The organism is Dickeya sp. ws52, assembly GCF_007210685.1.
GTDB classification, from domain to species: Bacteria; Pseudomonadota; Gammaproteobacteria; order Enterobacterales; family Enterobacteriaceae; genus Dickeya; species Dickeya chrysanthemi.
The window spans coordinates 59,451-78,149 of record NZ_SZVX01000007.1 but is presented as its reverse complement, the minus strand read 5'-3'; the positions used below and the strand labels follow the sequence as shown (position 1 = coordinate 78,149).

Annotated in this window: 17 protein-coding genes; 9 read left to right on the top strand and 8 right to left on the bottom strand. The window is 54.2% G+C overall.

The genetic code is table 11. The features are described from left to right. Positions 1-169 precede the first annotated feature (169 nt). On the top strand, positions 170-1,354 hold the full coding sequence (locus tag FDP13_RS08540) for an MFS transporter (protein ID WP_143839207.1): 1,185 nt from the start codon (positions 170-172) through the stop codon (positions 1,352-1,354). A 75-nt stretch (positions 1,355-1,429) separates the two neighbouring features. Here FDP13_RS08540 and gyrB read toward each other — a convergent pair whose 3' ends face one another. The 4 genes from gyrB to dnaA all read right to left on the bottom strand — a co-directional run bounded on the left by gyrB (position 1,430) and on the right by dnaA (position 7,584). Continuing rightward, entirely contained in the window at positions 1,430-3,841 is a 2,412-nt protein-coding gene (gene gyrB, locus FDP13_RS08535) for a DNA topoisomerase (ATP-hydrolyzing) subunit B (RefSeq protein WP_143839206.1), read from the bottom strand. A 17-nt stretch (positions 3,842-3,858) separates the two neighbouring features. Next, positions 3,859-4,944: a DNA replication/repair protein RecF gene (gene recF, locus FDP13_RS08530; RefSeq protein WP_012767787.1), complete on the bottom strand. Its 1,086-nt coding sequence runs from the start codon at positions 4,942-4,944 to the stop codon at positions 3,859-3,861. 140 nt (positions 4,945-5,084) lie between these two features. Further along, positions 5,085-6,185 carry a DNA polymerase III subunit beta gene (dnaN, locus tag FDP13_RS08525; protein WP_012767786.1) on the bottom strand — a complete coding sequence of 367 codons (1,101 nt, stop codon included), beginning with the start codon at positions 6,183-6,185 and terminating at the stop codon, positions 5,085-5,087. 4 nt (positions 6,186-6,189) lie between these two features. Further along, positions 6,190-7,584 (bottom strand): chromosomal replication initiator protein DnaA, encoded by a 1,395-nt coding sequence (gene dnaA / locus FDP13_RS08520; protein WP_027710525.1) that lies wholly within the window; start codon positions 7,582-7,584, stop codon positions 6,190-6,192. A 675-nt stretch (positions 7,585-8,259) separates the two neighbouring features. Between dnaA and rpmH the strand changes: the two genes are divergently transcribed. The 6 genes from rpmH to FDP13_RS08490 all read left to right on the top strand — a co-directional run bounded on the left by rpmH (position 8,260) and on the right by FDP13_RS08490 (position 13,469). Beyond that, the gene (gene rpmH / locus FDP13_RS08515; protein ID WP_000831330.1) at positions 8,260-8,400 is read left to right on the top strand and encodes a 50S ribosomal protein L34; all 141 of its coding nucleotides are present in this window, start codon (positions 8,260-8,262) and stop codon (positions 8,398-8,400) included. An 18-nt stretch (positions 8,401-8,418) separates the two neighbouring features. Further along, on the top strand, positions 8,419-8,778 hold the full coding sequence (rnpA, locus tag FDP13_RS08510; protein ID WP_012886808.1) for a ribonuclease P protein component: 360 nt from the start codon (positions 8,419-8,421) through the stop codon (positions 8,776-8,778). Next, the gene (gene yidD, locus FDP13_RS08505) at positions 8,742-8,999 is read left to right on the top strand and encodes a membrane protein insertion efficiency factor YidD (RefSeq protein WP_012886807.1); all 258 of its coding nucleotides are present in this window, start codon (positions 8,742-8,744) and stop codon (positions 8,997-8,999) included. Before rnpA ends, yidD begins: the two co-directional genes overlap by 37 nt. A gap of 2 nt (positions 9,000-9,001) precedes the next feature. Further along, entirely contained in the window at positions 9,002-10,633 is a 1,632-nt protein-coding gene (yidC, locus tag FDP13_RS08500) for a membrane protein insertase YidC (protein ID WP_015848544.1), read from the top strand. 116 nt (positions 10,634-10,749) lie between these two features. Further along, complete coding sequence (gene mnmE / locus FDP13_RS08495) at positions 10,750-12,114, top strand: tRNA uridine-5-carboxymethylaminomethyl(34) synthesis GTPase MnmE (protein WP_143839205.1); 1,365 nt, start codon at positions 10,750-10,752, stop codon at positions 12,112-12,114. A gap of 302 nt (positions 12,115-12,416) precedes the next feature. Continuing rightward, positions 12,417-13,469, top strand: coding sequence for an FkbM family methyltransferase (locus FDP13_RS08490; protein WP_143839204.1), 1,053 nt, complete (start codon positions 12,417-12,419; stop codon positions 13,467-13,469). Between the two features lie 29 nt (positions 13,470-13,498). On the opposite strand, the gene FDP13_RS08485 is transcribed toward FDP13_RS08490, so the two are convergent. Further along, complete coding sequence (locus FDP13_RS08485; protein WP_143839203.1) at positions 13,499-14,458, bottom strand: GlxA family transcriptional regulator; 960 nt, start codon at positions 14,456-14,458, stop codon at positions 13,499-13,501. A gap of 44 nt (positions 14,459-14,502) precedes the next feature. After that, complete coding sequence (locus tag FDP13_RS08480; RefSeq protein ID WP_015848518.1) at positions 14,503-15,276, bottom strand: MBL fold metallo-hydrolase; 774 nt, start codon at positions 15,274-15,276, stop codon at positions 14,503-14,505. A gap of 321 nt (positions 15,277-15,597) precedes the next feature. Here FDP13_RS08480 and hppD point away from each other — a divergent pair, with 321 nt between their 5' ends. Beyond that, complete coding sequence (gene hppD, locus FDP13_RS08475) at positions 15,598-16,686, top strand: 4-hydroxyphenylpyruvate dioxygenase (protein WP_143839202.1); 1,089 nt, start codon at positions 15,598-15,600, stop codon at positions 16,684-16,686. Between the two features lie 132 nt (positions 16,687-16,818). On the opposite strand, the gene FDP13_RS08470 is transcribed toward hppD, so the two are convergent. Further along, complete coding sequence (locus tag FDP13_RS08470) at positions 16,819-17,205, bottom strand: helix-turn-helix domain-containing protein (protein ID WP_143839201.1); 387 nt, start codon at positions 17,203-17,205, stop codon at positions 16,819-16,821. Positions 17,206-17,471: 266 nt separating this feature from the next. Here FDP13_RS08470 and FDP13_RS08465 point away from each other — a divergent pair, with 266 nt between their 5' ends. Next, positions 17,472-18,083, top strand: coding sequence for an NAD(P)-dependent oxidoreductase (locus FDP13_RS08465; protein WP_143839200.1), 612 nt, complete (start codon positions 17,472-17,474; stop codon positions 18,081-18,083). Positions 18,084-18,188: 105 nt separating this feature from the next. On the opposite strand, the gene FDP13_RS08460 is transcribed toward FDP13_RS08465, so the two are convergent. Next, positions 18,189-18,668, bottom strand: coding sequence for a GNAT family N-acetyltransferase (locus FDP13_RS08460; RefSeq protein ID WP_015848514.1), 480 nt, complete (start codon positions 18,666-18,668; stop codon positions 18,189-18,191). Positions 18,669-18,699 lie beyond the last annotated feature (31 nt).

Sequence of the window (18,699 nt, the reverse complement as noted above, 5' to 3'; positions counted from 1 at the left end):
CTTTACCAGCAGCAGTCAGATCCTGTTTCCGCCATCGTTCCTCAATTCCCCCGCCGCTCGGTTAAGATCGTGTCCGCAAAAGATAGACGGCTAACTGCTATGGCGATATGTTAACCTTATTGCTGAATCCGCCCTTGCGCGCCCGCGCAGCCAATCTATTAAAATAACGATGAAAATAAATAAGTTACCACTGCTGGCACAAGTCTCTGCCGCTCACTGGGTGAGCCATTTTCACATGATGGTGCTACCGGCGTTGATGCCGCTCATCTCCGCACAACGCGGCATCAGTTATGTGGAAATGGGCTTTGCGCTCGGCGTGTTCAATATTGTCTCCGCGCTGGTGCAAACGCCGATCGGCTTTGCCGTTGACCGCATCGGCCCACGTCGTACGCTGATAGCCGGGCTAACGCTGGGCAGTCTGTGTTTCCTGTCGCTCGGCTTCTTTACCAGCTACAGTTGGATGCTCATAGCCATGGCGCTGGCCGGGCTTGCCAACGCGGTATATCACCCGTCGGATTACGCCCTGTTGTCACGCGGCATTGCCGAAAACCGCATGGGCCGCGCCTTCTCGGTGCATACTTTTTCCGGTTTTCTCGGCACCGCCGTCGCGCCGGCGATTCTGCTGACGGCCGCCGCCTTCACCAGCATCGAGTTCGCGTTGGTCTTATCCGGCCTGTTTGGGCTGCTGACCGTACCGATGTTGCTCGGCGAACACGAGGCATTGCCTGCCGCCACCGCGCACGACAAGAAAGCCGCTGCGCCAAAGGTGGCGGTATTTACCCTGCCCATTTTGTCGCTGCTGGTGCTGTTTATGCTGCTCAACCTGAGCACCAACTCGATTCAAAACTTCTCGGTGACCGCGCTGGTGAACGGTTACGGGATGCCGTTGACCGAAGCCAACCTGGCGCTGACGGCGTTTTTGTTTACCAGTGCCTTCGGCGTGCTGGCGGGCGGTTCACTGGCGGATAAAACCCGGCATCACGGGCTGGTTGCCACCGGTTCGCTGGTGGTCACGGCGGTGCTGGTCGCCATCGTCGCCGTATCTACCCTGCCGTCGCTGGCAACCACACTGATTCTGGGTGTGGCCGGCTTTCTCTCCGGTATTATCGCGCCATCACGGGATATGCTGGTACGCGCGGCATCGCCGGCAGGTGCTGAAGGGCGGGTCTTCGGCGTGGTCACCACCGGCTTTAATATCGGCGGTGCCGGCGGCCCGGTGGTCTTCGGCTGGTTTTTGGACCAGGGGCATCCCTCCGCCATTTTCTGGTCGGCGGTTATCTTCATGTTGATTACCGCCGTGATGGCGTTGGCGCAGGAGTGGTACAGCAACCGGCAGCGGGCGCTAACCGTATAAAATATATCAGGATTTAAAAAGCAGAAACCCGCGTCGAACGCGGGTTTCTGTGGGCCTACATCAGAAAAATACCGATCAAATATCAATATTCGCCGCTTTCAGGGCGTTTTCTTCGATAAAGGCGCGGCGCGGTTCAACGGCGTCACCCATCAGAGTGGTAAACAACTCGTCGGCGGCGATGGCGTCTTTCACCGTCACGCGCAGCATACGGCGGCTTTCCGGGTCCATAGTGGTTTCCCACAGCTGTTCCGGGTTCATTTCGCCCAGACCTTTGTAGCGCTGAACCGCCAGACCACGGCGCGACTCTTTCACCAGCCAGTCCAACGCCTGCTCGAAGCTGACGACCGGCTGTTTACGTTCACCACGCTCAACAAAAGCGCCGTCTTCGATCAAACCACGCAGCTTCTCACCCAGCCCATTGATTTTGCGATACTCGTTGCCCTGCACAAACGCCAGATCCAGTGCGTAATCTGAATCCACGCCGTGGGTACGTACGCGCAATACCGGCTCGTGACGCTCATTGACCTGACGCAGGATGAAGCTGTACGTACTACCGTGCTGCTCTTTTTCATTGAGGTACTGAATCAGTGCTTCCATCCACGACTGAGCCTCTGCCTGCGAGTTCAGCATCGCCTCCGTCAGAGATGGTTGATAAATCAATGCATTAAGCAGCGCACGCGGGTAACGACGCTCCATACGATCGATCAGCTTCTGTACGCCGTAGTGCCCGGCCACCAGTTTCTCCAGCGGCTCACCGGCCAGTGCCGGGGCATGGGCGTTGGTGTGCAGCGTGGCCCCATCCAGCGCCAGCATAATCTGGTACTGATCCATCGCCTCGTCGTCTTTGATGTACTGTTCCTGTTTGCCTTTCTTCACCTTGTACAACGGCGGCTGGGCGATAAACACATGACCTCGCTCGACGATTTCCGGCATCTGGCGATAGAAGAAGGTCAGCAACAGAGTACGAATATGAGAACCGTCGACGTCGGCATCGGTCATGATGATGATGTTGTGGTAACGCAGTTTGTCCGGGTTGTACTCATCGCGGCCGATACCGCAACCCAGCGCGGTGATCAGCGTCGCCACTTCCTGCGAAGACAGCATCTTGTCGAAACGCGCTTTTTCCACGTTCAGAATCTTACCTTTCAACGGCAAAATGGCCTGATTCTTACGGTTGCGGCCCTGCTTGGCGGAACCGCCCGCGGAATCACCCTCCACCAGGTACAGTTCGGACAGCGCCGGGTCGCGCTCCTGACAATCTGCCAGCTTGCCCGGCAAACCGGCCAGATCCAGCGCGCCCTTGCGGCGGGTCATCTCACGCGCTTTGCGTGCGGCTTCACGGGCGCGGGCGGCGTCGATGATCTTGCCGACCACGATTTTAGCGTCGTTGGGGTTTTCCATCAGGTAGTCCACCAGACGGTCGTTCATCAGCGATTCCACCGCCGACTTCACCTCGGAAGACACCAGCTTATCTTTGGTCTGGGAAGAGAATTTCGGGTCCGGCACCTTCACCGATACCACTGCAATCAGCCCTTCGCGCGCGTCATCGCCGGTGGCGCTGACTTTGGCTTTCTTGCTGTAGCCTTCCTTGTCCATATAGTTGTTGAGCGTACGGGTCATGGCGGCGCGGAAACCCGCCAGGTGAGTACCGCCGTCGCGCTGCGGAATGTTGTTGGTAAAGCAGTAGATATTTTCCTGGAAACCATCGTTCCATTGCATCGCGATTTCCACGCCGATGTCGTCTTTTTCGGCGCTGAAATAGAACACCTGCGGGTGAATCGGCGTCTTGTTGCGGTTCAGGTATTCAACAAACGCTTTGATGCCGCCTTCGTAGTGGAAATGGTCGGCTTTGTTTGCTTCGCGCTCGTCGCGCAGACGAATCGATACACCGGAGTTGAGGAACGATAACTCGCGCAAGCGCTTGGCCAGAATGTCATATTCAAACTCGACCACATTGGTGAAAGTTTCCAGACTCGGCCAGAAACGCACCGTGGTGCCGGTGGTGTCGGCATCGCCGATCACGCCCAGCGGCGCCTGCGGTTCGCCATGTTTGTATTCCTGACGATGAATTTTGCCTTCACGGCGAATAACCAGTTCCAGCTTCTCGGACAGGGCGTTCACTACCGATACCCCCACCCCGTGCAGACCGCCGGATACCTTGTAGGAGTTGTCGTCGAACTTACCGCCCGCGTGCAGCACGGTCATGATCACTTCGGCGGCGGATACGCCCTCTTCTTCGTGGATGCCGGTGGGAATACCACGGCCGTCATCCTGCACCGATACCGAGTTATCCGCATGAATAGTAACGACAATATCTTTACAGTAGCCTGCGAGCGCTTCGTCGATAGCGTTGTCCACCACCTCGAATACCATGTGATGCAGACCGGTTCCGTCATCCGTATCACCGATATACATCCCCGGGCGTTTACGGACCGCATCCAGCCCTTTTAATACCTTGATACTTGAGGAGTCATAAGAATTCGACATCAACGTTTCTCGCTCATTTAGTCCTGTGATTGAACGGTTATTTTACCCTGTTCCACGCGGAACATCTTGCCATTTTCGCCCACCATGTCGCTAATCTGCTCAGCGGTGATGGCGCTGACGAACACCTGCGCCTGCGTCGCCTTCAGCCGCTCGGCCAACAGCCGACGGCGGGTGCTGTCCAGCTCCGAGGCGAAGTCGTCGATCAGGTACAGGCACTTCAGCCCGTTTTGTCGGGTCAGGAACTCGCCTTGCGCCAGCCTGAGCGCGCACATCAGCAGCTTGAGCTGGCCACGGGACAACATGTCTTCTACCGCCACGCCGCCGGCGCGGATGCGAAAATCGGCCTTGTGCGGCCCCAGCGCGGTGTAGCCCAACTGCCTGTCGCGCTCGAAATGGCGCTCCAGCAGTTCAGCGTAGTCGCTCTCTTTATCCCAGCCGCGCTGGAAAGAAAAACTTAAGGAAAACTCGGGCAGAAACTGGGCGCAGGTGGAACCGATATCCGCGGCGATAGCGCTGCTGTACTCGGCGCGCCACCGGCTGATACCCTCAGCTAACGGCACCAGTTCCCGATCCCAGGCACGCAGTTGCCCGTAGTGGCTGACCTGGCGCAACGCCGCGTTACGCTGGCGCAACAGTCTTTTCAGATTGCTCCAGGCGCTGAAGAAACCGGGTTCGTTGTGAAAACAGCCCCAATCCAGAAAAGCGCGGCGGTACTTGGGGCCGCCGTTAAGCAGGGTGAAACCTTCCGGGGTGATAAGCTGGATAGGTAACAGTTGCGCCAGCTCCGCCACTTTGTGGCCGTCGCTGCCGTCGATACGCACTGTGCTGTCGCCGTCGCGATTTTTGCTCAACCCAACGGATCGCTCACGCTCCTGCCCTTCAATGCGGCCATGCAAAATGAATTCCGCCTGCTCGTGGCGAATCACTCTGGCGGCCTGAATGCTGCGAAACGCCCGGCCATGCCCCAACGTGTAAATGGCTTCCAGCACGCTGGTCTTGCCGCTGCCGTTAGCCCCTACCAGAAAATTGAAACCGGGAATCAGTGCCAGATCGGCCGATTCGATATTGCGGAAATCGCGGATAAGAAGACGGGTCAGCGCCATATCACAACCATTTTGCCAGATTTGTTGCCCATGCCAGACAATGTCGCGCCCTTACCGATAATAAAACCCATCACAACGTCGATAACAACACGCCGCACCCAATGGCGCGGCGTGTAACGGCAGGCAGGCGCACAGATGATTTACAGGCGCATCGGCATGACCACGTAAGCCGCCGCCTGGCTGGCTGCATCCTCAAGCTGGACGCTGGATACAGAATCCGTCAGCAACATGCGCACCTCTTCGCACTTCAGCGCATTGAGCACATCCAGCACGTAACTGACGTTAAAACCGATTTCCATCTCCGTGCCGCCGTATTCCACATCCAGAATCTCTTCCGCTTCTTCCTGTTCCGGGTTGTTGGCGGTAATACGCAGTTGGTTCTGGTTCAGGTACAGCCGCACACCGCGGAATTTCTCGTTCGACAAGATAGCCGCGCGGGAAAATGCCTGACGCAGCAGGTCGCAGCTCGCTTCCAGCGTCTTGTCCGGGTTTTTCGGCAGCACACGGCGGTAATCCGGGAAGCGGCCATCCACCAGTTTGGAGGTAAAGATAAAATCGCCGACATGGGCACGGATATTATTGCTGCCTATCTGCAATTGTAGCGGCGTGTCGCCGCCATCCAGCAAACGCACCAGTTCCATCACCCCTTTACGCGGCACGATCACCGAATGCGACGGCAGCGACTGGCCGACCGGCATGGCGCACACCGCCAGACGGTGACCATCGGTCGCCACGGTACGCAACTCCTCACCACCGGTTTCAAACAGCATCCCGTTGAGGTAGTAACGCACATCCTGATGCGCCATTGAGAACTGGGTGGCTTCAATCAGGCGTTTCAGCGTCGCCTGCGGCAAGGTAAATTCCACCTCGCTCTGCCAGTCGTCCAGATTGGGGAAATCCGTCGCCGGCAGTGTGGACAGCGAAAAACGGCTACGCCCGGAACGCACCAGCATCCGATCGCCTTCCAGCGTAACGGTAATCTCCGCCCCATCCGGTAGACCACGGCAAATATCGAATAACTTGCGCGCCGGTACGGTGGTGGCGCCCGGTTCATGGGGCTGCGTCAGCGCCAGATGCGCCACCATCTCCATTTCCAGATCGGTGCCGGTCAACGATAACCGGCCTTCACTGACCTGCAGCAACAGGTTGCCCAGAATCGGCAACGTCGGTCGCCCGCCCAGCGGGCTGCTGACCTGTTGCAACGGTTTTAACAGATGCTCACGCTCAACGATAAATTTCATGATGTTATGACGATAAGGTTCGGATTAAATTGGAAAAATCTTCTTTGATGTCGTGACTTTCCTCGCGCAGCTGCTCTATTTTGCGGCAGGCATGTAGCACGGTGGTATGGTCACGGCCACCGAACGCGTCGCCGATCTCCGGCAGGCTGTGGTTGGTCAGCTCCTTGGCCAGCGCCATCGCCATCTGACGCGGACGGGCCACCGAACGTGAACGCCGTTTGGACAACAGGTCGGCCACTTTAATTTTATAGTACTCCGCCACCGTCTTCTGAATATTGTCGATGGTGACCAGCTTTTCCTGCAATGCCAGCAAATCGCGCAGCGCTTCGCGCACAAAATCGATGGTGATCGACCGGCCGGTAAAATTGGCGTTGGCGATCACGCGGTTCAATGCGCCTTCGAGTTCACGCACGTTGGAGCGCAGGCGTTTAGCGATAAAAAACGCCACTTCGCCCGGCAGACGGATGTCATTCTCATCCGCCTTTTTCATCAGGATCGCCACGCGGGTTTCCAGTTCCGGCGGCTCGATCGCCACGGTCAACCCCCAGCCGAAGCGGGATTTGAGACGATCTTCCACCCCATTGATCTCTTTGGGGTAACGATCCGACGTCAGGATAATCTGTTGATTACCTTCAAGTAACGCGTTGAAGGTATGGAAAAACTCTTCCTGCGAGCGCTCTTTATTGGCAAAGAACTGGATATCATCGATCAGCAGCGCGTCGACGGAGCGGTAGTAGCGTTTGAACTCTTCGATGGCATTATTCTGCAACGCCTTGACCATATCCTGCACGAAGCGCTCGGAATGCATGTACACCACCTTGGCATTCGGCTTACGAGCCATGATGCCGTTGCCCACCGCGTGCAGCAGGTGGGTTTTACCCAGACCGGTGCCGCCATACAGGAATAAAGGGTTATAGGCGCCGCCAGGGTTATCCGCCACCTGGCGCGCCGCCGCGCGGGCCAACTGGTTAGACTTACCTTCTACAAAGTTGTCGAAGGTATGCTTGGGGTTGACGTTGGAACGATAAGTGTGTTCTGTCGGCGCCACTGGGGTTTCCCAGCTTGGGCGTACCGGTGAAGCGACGCGTGCCTGAGGCGCCGCGACGGCGGCATTGTGGCTGCCGTTACCTGCAGGAACGGCAGCGGGCGTCGCCGGCTTACTGCCGACTTCAAAACGTAGCAACGGCGCATCCATGCCGCAGAAATCATTCAACAGTCCATTGATGTTATTGATGTATTTATCACGCACCCAATCCAGTACAAAACGATTCGGGGCGTAAAGCGCCAGAGTGTTGTCACTCAGTTCCGCCTGTAACGGGCGTATCCACATACTGAATTCTGTGGCAGGTAACTCATCCTGCAAACGGGCAAGACACTGCTGCCAAAGCGAAAGTGACACGGCGGACTCCACTCGAACAAGGTCAATCAAGAAAAGGAACAGACGTTAGTTATGTAACTCATGATTTTCAGGCACCCGGCTGCGCATGGACACGACTACGCCGGGGTGCGCCGCGCTGCAGGCGGCTTTACCGTGACGATCCCGATCCAGGGATCGCTAGCGGGACGGCGGATCATAACCTAAACCACGAAAGAGATCTCCCCTTTCTGCACAGTTTCGATCCTTTTTATCCACAGGCTCTTCTTATAGTGTGCCTTCCGCCCGTCTTTCCCCTACGGGCTGTTCGTACGGTTACCCACAATCAGCTTGCCGATCCCTCGCGGGGATTAAGCATAAACGTAATTAGCACGATCAGGAGTGATGGGGATCATGATCCCGCCGACAGGATCGCAGGCGGATCCTTGCGCTTTATCGCAGAGTCCGTATAATCCCCGGCCTGCGCGTAGCGCCTGTTTTCTGTGCGGAGCAGCCCGTTTCCTGTGCTGATCAAACAGAAAATCCGGAACAACCGGGAAGTTTCAGGCGGGTAAAACGCGGATGTTAATTGACTCGGGACTGTACAATTATTACAATCCCGCCTCTTTATTATGCGATTGAGGCGTCGGTCACTTTTCACGCCGAGTAGCCAAACGCGTTTACTGTGAAGTCTTAAATCAAGTTTAGGTAGAAATCGCCATGAAACGCACTTTCCAACCGTCCGTATTGAAGCGTAACCGTAGCCACGGTTTCCGTGCTCGTATGGCCACTAAAAATGGTCGTCAGGTTCTGGCCCGCCGTCGTGCGAAAGGCCGTGCTCGTCTGACTGTTTCCAAGTAATAAAAGCTAACCCTTCGAGTGGTTACGCTCGCTTTTCCCAGGGAGTTACGTCTGTTAACTCCCAGCCATTTCTCTTTCGTCTTCCAGCAGCCCCAACGGGCCGGCACGCCGCAGATCACCATCCTCGGTCGCCCGAATACGCTGGGACACCCTCGTATTGGTCTTACCGTCGCGAAAAAGCACGTCAGACGGGCTCACGAACGCAACCGCATCAAGCGCCTGACGCGTGAAAGCTTTCGCTTACGCCAACACGAGCTGCCTGCGATGGACTTTGTCGTCATCGCCAAAAAAGGGGTGTCTGAGCTGGATAACCGTACGCTAACGGAAGCGTTGGAAAAATTATGGCGCCGTCACTGTCGTTTGGCTCACGCCTGCTGATCGGCCTGATACGCGGGTATCAACGCTTTATCAGTCCGCTACTTGGACCGCACTGCCGCTTTCAGCCGTCGTGCTCCCAATATGGCATTGAAGCAATACGCCGGTTCGGCATGATAAAAGGCTGTTGGTTGACGCTTAAACGCGTATTAAAATGCCACCCTTTGAACCCTGGTGGTGATGATCCCGTACCGCCAAAACCCGACAATAACAGAGAACACTAACGATGGATTCGCAACGCAATCTCCTTCTCATCGCTCTGCTATTCGTGACGTTCATGATCTGGCAGCAGTGGGAAACGGATAAAAATCCACCCGCGGCAACCCAGACCACGCAACTGGCGAATAGCGCTGTGGGCGATGCAGCCAACCAGGGCGTACCTGCCAGCGGTCAGGGTAAACTGATTACCGTGAAAACCGATGTGCTGTCGTTGAACATCAATACGCGCGGCGGCGACATCGAAGAAGCCGACCTGCTGGCCTACCCGGCGGAGCTGAGCTCCAGCCAGCCGTTCAAGCTGCTGGAAACCACCCCGGCCTTCACTTATCAGGCTCAGAGCGGCCTGACCGGCAAAAACGGCCCGGATAACCCGGCGAACGGTTCACGTCCGCTGTATACCGCGTCGGCAGATCGCTTTGAACTGCCCGCCGGTCAGAATGAATTGCGTATTCCGTTGACCTACACCGATGCCAACGGCGTGAGCTTCACCAAAACCTTCGTACTGAAACGTGGTGAATACGCGCTGAATGTAGAATACAGCGTCAACAACGCCAGCGCTCAGCCGCTGGAACTGGCCTTGTTTGGTCAGTTGAAACAGTCTATCGATCTGCCGTCGCACCGCGACACCGGCAGCAATAACTTTGCCCTGCACACCTACCGTGGCGCAGCGTTCTCTTCCAGCGAAGACAAATATCGCAAATACAGCTTTAGCGATATGAAAGAGAACCTGAATATCAACACGCAAGGCGGTTGGGTTGCCATGCTGCAGCAGTATTTCGCTACCGCCTGGGTGCCGACTGCCGCTGCCAACAACACATTTTACAGCGCCAATCTTGGCAATGGCTTAGCCGCCATCGGCTTTAAGGCCGCACCGGTTATCGTACAGCCGGGTAGCCAGCAAAACCTGAACGCCACCCTGTGGGTCGGCCCGGAAATTCAGGATAAAATGGCCGCCGTCGCACCGCATCTGGATCTGACCGTGGATTACGGCTGGCTGTGGTTCATCTCCCAGCCGTTGTTCAAGCTGCTGAAGTTCCTGCACGGCTTTATCGGCAACTGGGGCTTCTCCATCATCGCCATCACCTTTATCGTGCGCGGCATCATGTACCCGCTGACCAAAGCGCAGTACACCTCGATGGCGAAAATGCGTATGCTGCAACCGAAACTGCAGGCGATGCGCGAGCGTATCGGCGACGACAAGCAGCGCATGAGTCAGGAAATGATGGCGCTGTACAAGGCTGAGAAAGTGAACCCGCTGGGCGGCTGCTTCCCGCTGATTATCCAGATGCCTATCTTCCTGGCGTTGTACTACATGCTGATGGGTTCGGTAGAACTGCGCCACGCGCCGTTCGCGCTGTGGATTCATGACCTGTCGGCGCAAGACCCGTACTATGTACTGCCGATCCTGATGGGTCTGACCATGTTCTTCATTCAGAAGATGTCGCCGACTACCGTCACCGACCCGATGCAACAGAAGATCATGACTTACATGCCGGTGATCTTCACCGTGTTCTTCCTGTGGTTCCCGTCAGGTCTGGTGCTGTACTATATCGTCAGCAACCTGGTGACCATCGCCCAGCAGCAGATGATTTACCGCGGGCTGGAAAAACGCGGGCTGCACAGCCGCGAGAAGAAATAACCGGTTGATTGCCCAATCAATCTCATTATGAGGCGGTCACTGACCGCCTTATTTTTTTACATTAAGACAATCCCGTAACCGAGCCTGAAAACAGGCGAAAAGGCAGAGAGAACACCATGAGCCATACCGATACCATCGTTGCCCAAGCCACCCCGCCGGGACGCGGCGGCGTAGGTATTCTGCGTATCTCCGGCCAGCAAGCTTCAGTGGTAGCGCAAGCCATACTGGGCAAGCTGCCCAAACCGCGTTACGCCGATTATTTGCCTTTCCACGACGCCGACGGCAGCGTGCTCGATCAAGGCATCGCCCTGTGGTTTCCCGGCCCGAACTCCTTTACCGGCGAAGACGTGCTGGAACTGCAAGGGCACGGCGGCCCGGTGATTCTCGACTTGCTGCTCAAGCGCGTCGCGGCACTGCCGGGCGTACGCATCGCCCGCCCCGGCGAGTTCTCCGAACGGGCATTTCTGAATGACAAACTCGATCTGGCGCAGGCCGAAGCGATTGCCGATCTGATCGACGCCAGTTCCGAGCAGGCCGCCCGTTCCGCCGTCAACTCGTTGCAGGGTGTCTTTTCCTCCCGCGTTCATCAACTGGTGGAAGCACTCACTCACCTTCGAATCTATGTAGAAGCGGCGATCGATTTCCCCGATGAGGAGATCGATTTTCTCTCCGACGGCAAAATTGAAGCCATGCTCAATGAGGTGATCGGCGATCTGGAGTCAGTACGCGGCGAAGCGCGTCAGGGCAGCCTGTTGCGCGAAGGGATGAAAGTGGTGATTGCCGGCCGGCCGAATGCCGGCAAATCCAGCCTGCTGAATGCGCTGGCCGGGCGCGACGCCGCCATCGTTACCGACATCGCCGGCACCACCCGCGATGTGCTGCGTGAGCATATTCACATCGATGGTATGCCGCTGCATATCATCGACACTGCCGGGCTGCGCGAGGCCGGCGACGAAGTGGAACGTATCGGTATTGAACGCGCGTGGCAGGAAATCGAACAGGCCGACCGGGTACTGTTTATGGTGGATGGCACCACCACCGACGCGGTAGAACCGGCGGCTATCTGGCCGGAATTCATGGCGCGACTACCAGCTCGGTTACCGATCACCGTGGTGCGCAACAAGGCGGACGTCACCGGTGAACCGCTGGGTATTGAAGAGGTAAATACTCACTCACTTATCCGCCTTTCCGCCCGCACCGGCGACGGTGTAAGCCTGCTGCGTGACCATCTCAAACAAAGCATGGGGTTTACCAGCAACACCGAAGGGGGTTTTCTGGCCCGCCGCCGTCACCTACAGGCGCTGGAACAAGCAGCGCAACATCTGCAGCAAGGCCACGAACAACTGGTCGGTGCCTATGCCGGTGAATTGCTGGCCGAAGAGCTGCGGCTGGCGCAACAGGCATTGAGTGAAATCACCGGCGAATTCACTTCCGATGACCTGCTGGGGCGGATTTTCTCCAGTTTTTGTATTGGGAAGTGACGCTGAGTTTGTAAGCGTCCACTCATCCCGCATAGCTTCTCGCTATGCGGGATTTTTGTATCTGTAGTCTGCTCAATGTGATTTAGGGAGGATAATATAGAAATGAACCTATGATTTTACACCTATCATTCAACGCCTTAAACCAGGAGTTTTATCTAATAAATCCAGAAACTCCAAACTAATATACTTATTCATGATTATTTTCTGAAAATACCACTTGAAAATTTACATAGATAAGGACTATGCTCCCTATATAGTTGATTTTATTATCAAGATAGCATGGTAAATAATTAAGGGACAACATGTTAAGAAATATAAGAGAATTAATATTCAAAGCAATTGGACTAAACAGAATACACGCCGAAATAAATAAATTACATTCAGAATTACACCAAAACAATATAGAACTTAACGAGATAAGAACATTAATTAGTAAATTGAATCAGAATTCGATACAAGCACAATCTTATAATAATAAAATTGATCAGATAGAACTATTTGATCAATTAATTCAAAAAAGGCTTGATGAGAAACTCAATTTCTATTTTCGATGGCGCTTCCCGGTTCAATTTAGTGAAAATGGACAAACTTTTATCCATACAAATGATGGACATCGGCTATTTGTTGACGCTAAAGAGCCATTTATGACATTACATTTACTTGAACATGGTGAATGGGAAACCCCTGTACGCAGAGAACTCCGACGGTTACTTACCCCTACAAGTACATTCATTGATGTGGGTGCCAACATTGGATTGCATACATTGTATGCTTCAACACTGATTGGTGAATCGGGCCGTATTATTGCGCTAGAGCCGCATCCAATTACACGAGAAATCCTGAGAAAAAACCTCGAAATTAACGGTCTTCTGGATCGAGTTACAATATCTCCTCTAGCCGTTTCAAATGAAGATAACTGTACTGTACTTTTTGAGTACTTTGCTGAGCATCCGGCTATGTCAGGACTAAAAATATCAAAAGAAATACTAGAAAAATTCAACGGAACAATAGAGCGAACCGAAGTAAATACGATTACAATTGATACCTTGGTATCCCGCTATAACATCATTCCCGACCTAATTAAAATAGATGTGGAGGGTTTTGAATCCTCAGTTCTTGAAGGATGTAAAAAAACTATTCGGGACTATCCTCAGGTTCGATTCCTAATGGAATACGAAAAGGTTATGGCTGAGTCTGTCATGAGACCTGGAATCGGAGCTGAAATTGCCAACTTCTTCGAGTCCAAAGGATTCCATGTGTACCGTGTCGACGCAAATGAATTGCGTCCAATGAGTTACCCTGAATTCTCAAATGACTCACGTGGAGACTATGTTTTCTCTCAATCGCGCCTCTAGCCAACTAAGACGCTACTTTCTATCTATTTTCACCTACAACCCAGAAACGTCCGGCGCCACTCGCCGGGCGTGACGTTAAACTGGCGGCGAAAGTGCTGGCGCAATGACGCCGCGGTGCCGAAGCCGACCTGCCCGGCGATGGCCTCAATCGACAACGTGGTGGATTCCAGCAACGTCTGGCTTTGTTGCAGGCGCTCGGCCATCAACCATTCGCCGACCGACATACCGGTAGCCTTGTGAAACTGCCGGGTAAAAGTACGACGGCTCATAAGCGTGCGGCGCGCCAATTCATCAAGGTGATGGGGCTGGTCGAGCCGGCTTCTCAGGTAGTCCAGCAATGCGTTGATTCTGGTGTCCTGCGTCGATGCCGGCATCGGCCGCTCAATAAACTGAGCCTGACCACCTTCCCGATGCGGGGGAATCACCATTCTTCTGGCGATTTTATTGGCTATCACACTACCGTGGTACTTCCTGACCAAATGTAAGCAACAATCCAGCCCGGCGGCCGTGCCTGCCGAGGTGAGCAGCCGCTCGTCCTCTACATATAACGCCTGTGTATCCAGCAGTACATCCGGAAAACGCTGCTGAAAATCCTGCGCAAACTCCCAGTGCGTCGCGGCGTTGCGCTGCGTAAGCAGCCCGGCCCACGCCAGCACATAGGTGCCCAGACATAGCCCAACCAACAGGCTGCCGCGCGCATAAGCGGCGGCCAACGCCTCCAGCAACGCCGGATTCGGCATCTCCTGCGGGTTACGCCAGTAAGGCACCACCACGATATCGGCTTGTGCCAGCGTATCCAGCCCGAACGGGGTATCAATCTGCAACCCTTGTGCGGAACGCAATACACCCTCTTCACCAGCGCAAAGATGCAACCGGAATAACGATTGTCCCGGCAGTACATCGCCGAAAATCATGCAGGGCACCGATAAATGAAACGGGCTGAACTGATCGCAGGCGACCACCGCGACCGACGGAATAGGCTTACTCACGTTGCATTCTCCCCTGCGTTATCGCCGCCCGTTTATCATACCCGCTACAGCATACAGGACTCGCCATCAGCCGGGATTAATACCTGATGCGCCACACCGTTTTGCTGCAAAAAATCCGCCAGAGCCGTACGGCTCAACGCCGAATGGTTAACCGCTTCCATGTGGCTGGCGATGAGGGTTGCATTCGGTGCGTGCTGCGCCACGGCCAGCACATCCTGCTGATTCATGATGATCGACCCTAAGCCGACGACCTGTGCATCGCCGCAGTTGAGCACAATCACCTCCGGTGCATAACTGCGCAGGTTTTCAGCCACTTCCGCATTCCAGACGGTATCGCCCGCCAGATACAGCGTTTTTTCCTGCGGATGGCGCAGCACGACGCCGCATACCTCACCCAACCTGTCGCCCAGTTTTTCCATAATGGCATCGCTGCCATGTTGGCCCGGTGTTTTACTCAGTGTGACATCGCCAAAAGCGCTTTGCTCGCTCAACAGCCGAACATCGCTAAACCCGGCGGCGCGAATCATTTCCTGGTCGTGCTCATGTTGGGTAAATATCGGTAGTGATTTCGGCAATCGGGCCACCGCCACATCATCCCAGTGATCAAGATGGGTATGGGTGACAATCACCGCATCCACACCGGCAAACAGGTCCTCCAGCGTAACAGGCAGATCCACCAACGGGTTACGCAAATGGCTGTTCAGCGTCCCTTCAAAACCGGGATAAGCGCCTTTTTCGGCCAGCATCGGGTCGATGAGAAACGTTTTACCGGCAAAGCCAATTTTCAGTGTCGCATTCCTGATCTGGGTAATGTTCATCGTGGTATTCCTCTTTTTTAAGACAAAAATGGCGGATTACCGTCATTCTGCTTAAAAACCCACGTCACCGGCAGTGGCCCAAAGGTCATTTATCGATACGTTCGGGCCAATCCATGATCGAGCGTCAACCCTTGGCTGTTCAACTGTTTATCTATTCCCTAAGGAATAAATATTAATAGATGAAACTACTTTGAATTTATTAATTATCATTTTAATAAGAAAAACTTGTTATCAGGAAATGAGTAATGCCGCTATTATTTATTCCGACATGTCTGTCGTCGATTTATTTTATGCACCTCCTTTATGGACAAAGGAAATAGTATGACTGAATTAGTAATCAACCCTCTCGATTTGAATGGATTTGCTTTTGTCGAGTTTGTTACCGATACCCCAGAAACACTCTCAACATTATTCGTTTCGCTGGGTTTTACCTGTGTTGCACACCATCGCCACCGTGATATTGCACTCTTTCGGCAGAACAACATCAATTTCCTTGTCAATAATACAGCCACCGGTTTTCCACAGACCTTTTTACAGGAGCATGGCGCCGGGGCCTGCGGCGTGGGTTTTTATGTCAAAGACGCACACCGGGCTTATGAGCGGGCGCTTCAGTCCGGTGCAAAACCAGTAGAGCAGACCGTCAATCCGGGTGAAATTCGGGTGCCGGCTATCGAAGGCATTGGCGGTTCAAGAATCTATTTCATCGAAAAATATCATACGGATATCGATATTTTTGATATCGACTTTTCATTTATTCCCGGCGTAGAAAGAAATCCGCAGGGATTTGGGCTGCATACCATTGATCATCTGACCAATAATGTCTATCAGGGAAGAATGGATTACTGGTCTGAATTCTATACCCGAATATTTAATTTCCGGCAAATTCGTTATTTTGATATTGCAGGGGAATATACAGGGTTGCATTCCAAAGCGATGGCGGCCCCTGACGGTAAAATCCGTATTCCGCTGAATGAAGAAGCAGAGGGCAGCAATGGGCAAATTCAGGAATTTCTGCGCCGGTTTAATGGCGAAGGTATCCAGCATATCGCGATGCAAACCGACGATATTCTGACGACGCTCGATCAGCTGCGCCAGGCGGGATTACCGCTGATGACTGCACCATCAGAGACTTATTACCGTATGGTGGAGGAGCGCCTGCCTGGGCACGGCCGTGATACCGCAGCACTACAGGCACGCGGCATTCTGATTGACGGCAATACCCGTAACGGGCAGAAAAAACTCCTGCTGCAAATTTTCTCGGAAACGATGATCGGCCCGCTGTTTTTTGAGTTCATCGAACGGGATGGGGACGAGGGATTCGGCGAAGGCAATTTCAAGGCGCTGTTTGAATCTATGGAGCGCGACCAACTGGCTCGCGGGGAAATCAAAGTCACGACAGAAGCGGTCTAACCCCCCTGCTTGTATCAGGCGCGGCCTTGAGCAGCTCAAGGCCGCTAACGCCTACAGGGATAGGCTCTTACTATCGATTACATGCCAGCAGCATTGGCAATCATCGCGCGGGCGCTCAGTTGCCCGTTGATATCAGACGTTATCCGTTTTTTGCTCATAGGTTTTGCGGGCTTCACAAATAGTACGGTGATGCGCATCCGCCCATTCCACCAACACTTTCATGGGTTGTAAAAAAGAACGCCCAAGCTCGGTGAGCTGATATTCCACCCGAGGCGGAACCTCTGCGTAAACCGTACGGCTGATGAAGCCATCTTGCTCGAGTAGTTTTAACGTTTTAGAGAGCATTTGCCTGGAAATATCGCCGATATCGCGCATCAGCTCATTAAACCGCAGCGTGCCGCCACTAAGGGTTTCCAGCACCAGCAAGCTCCACTGATCGCCGATACGATCGAGTACATCGCGTATCGGGCAAGCCTGTTCAAAGATAAAAACCTCTTTCTCAACCACGGTTTTTGGCATCGCACACTCCACAATAGTCAGTTTTTGGTGACCAGATAACACACAGGTAACTTCTTGCGCAACGATTGGACCTTACGCATAATCCCTCCACTGGTCTACATAGTAGACCTTTCCATTAATGAAGACATTACCCTAAATAATTCGAGTTGCAGGAAGGCGGCGACGCAGTGAATCCCCTGGAGCTTACATAAGTAAGTGACTGGGGTGAGCGAGGAAAGCCAACGGGCCTGCAACTTGAAGTATGACGGGTATATAAGGAACAGAACATGGCTCATATTGTACTTATCGGCGCTTCCGGCAACGCTGGCTCACAAATTCTCAAAGAACTGTCTGAACGTGGTCACCAGATAACCGCTATCGCCCGCCACCCGGAAAAAATCGCCGCGCTGCCGGGCGTGACCGCCAAACAAGGGGATGTATTTGATGTAGCAGGACTGACGGCGCTGCTGGCAGGCCACGATGCGGTCATCAGTTCGGTGCACTTTACCAGCAGCGACCCGGAGATTTTGATCGAGGCGGTACGCGCTGCGGGTGTGAAACGCTATCTGGTGGTCGGCGGAGCGGGCAGCCTGTTGGTGGCACCGGGCCAGCGTCTGGTGGATCAACCCGGTTTCCCGGAGGAGTATAAGGCAGAAGCGACCAAGGGCGCCGATTTTCTCGATCTGCTGAAAACCGTTACCGATCTGGACTGGACGTTCCTGTCGCCGTCCATGATGTTCATCCCCGGTGAGCGTACCGGCACATTCCGCCTCGGTAAGGACGATCTGCTGACCAATGAGCAAGGCAGTAGTATCTCTTTCGCAGACTACGCCATTGCACTGGTGGATGAAGTAGAAAAACCGCAGCACATCCGCCAGCGTTTCACCGTTGGTTACTGAGTCATACGGGGGATTAGCTTCCTGTGTTCAGGCTGTGTCCCTTTTACCCTCGACAGGCGGCGGATTTTCCACCGCCTGTTTTTTCCTGTTATAAATAGCCCCGGATTATTCTTGTGCGACCTGTCGCAGGCTATCGCCTTCCAGCCGGTAACGGATCCACTCGTTTTGCGGTGCCGCCCCCAGGCTGTCGTAAAAATCAATCGCAGGCTGGTTCCAGTCCAGCACACTCCACTCCAGCCGCCCGCAACCGCGTTCAACCGCCAGACGAGCAATATATTTCAGCAATGCCTTACCTGCACCGTAACCGCGATAGTGCGGCGAGACATACAAATCTTCCAGATAAATACCATTGCGACCCAGCCAGGTAGAGTAACTGGTGAAGAACACGGCAAAGCCGATCGGCTCGCCATTCCATTCACAGATCAACGCTTCAGTTGACGCCCCTTCGCCAAACAGCGTTTGCTCAATTTCCTGCTGATTGGTCTTCACTTCGTGCAGCGCTTTCTCGTATTCAGCCAGTTCACGAATAAAGTTCAGGATGGTGGCGGAATCCTGCTGCGCCGCCCAACGGATATGTAAGGTCATAAGAACAGTCCAGTGAATCAAATCGAAAACG

Coding starts and splice junctions, on each gene's coding strand:
- yidC (WP_015848544.1), top strand. CDS start 9,002: ATGGATTCGCAACGCAATCTCCTTCTCATCGCTCTGCTATTCGTGACG.
- FDP13_RS08540 (WP_143839207.1), top strand. CDS start 170: ATGAAAATAAATAAGTTACCACTGCTGGCACAAGTCTCTGCCGCTCAC.
- dnaN (WP_012767786.1), bottom strand. CDS start 6,185: ATGAAATTTATCGTTGAGCGTGAGCATCTGTTAAAACCGTTGCAACAG.
- FDP13_RS08460 (WP_015848514.1), bottom strand. CDS start 18,668: ATGACCTTACATATCCGTTGGGCGGCGCAGCAGGATTCCGCCACCATC.
- hppD (WP_143839202.1), top strand. CDS start 15,598: ATGACTGAATTAGTAATCAACCCTCTCGATTTGAATGGATTTGCTTTT.
- recF (WP_012767787.1), bottom strand. CDS start 4,944: ATGGCGCTGACCCGTCTTCTTATCCGCGATTTCCGCAATATCGAATCG.
- FDP13_RS08470 (WP_143839201.1), bottom strand. CDS start 17,205: ATGCCAAAAACCGTGGTTGAGAAAGAGGTTTTTATCTTTGAACAGGCT.
- yidD (WP_012886807.1), top strand. CDS start 8,742: ATGGCGCCGTCACTGTCGTTTGGCTCACGCCTGCTGATCGGCCTGATA.
- FDP13_RS08480 (WP_015848518.1), bottom strand. CDS start 15,276: ATGAACATTACCCAGATCAGGAATGCGACACTGAAAATTGGCTTTGCC.
- rpmH (WP_000831330.1), top strand. CDS start 8,260: ATGAAACGCACTTTCCAACCGTCCGTATTGAAGCGTAACCGTAGCCAC.
- FDP13_RS08465 (WP_143839200.1), top strand. CDS start 17,472: ATGGCTCATATTGTACTTATCGGCGCTTCCGGCAACGCTGGCTCACAA.
- mnmE (WP_143839205.1), top strand. CDS start 10,750: ATGAGCCATACCGATACCATCGTTGCCCAAGCCACCCCGCCGGGACGC.
- FDP13_RS08490 (WP_143839204.1), top strand. CDS start 12,417: ATGTTAAGAAATATAAGAGAATTAATATTCAAAGCAATTGGACTAAAC.
- gyrB (WP_143839206.1), bottom strand. CDS start 3,841: ATGTCGAATTCTTATGACTCCTCAAGTATCAAGGTATTAAAAGGGCTG.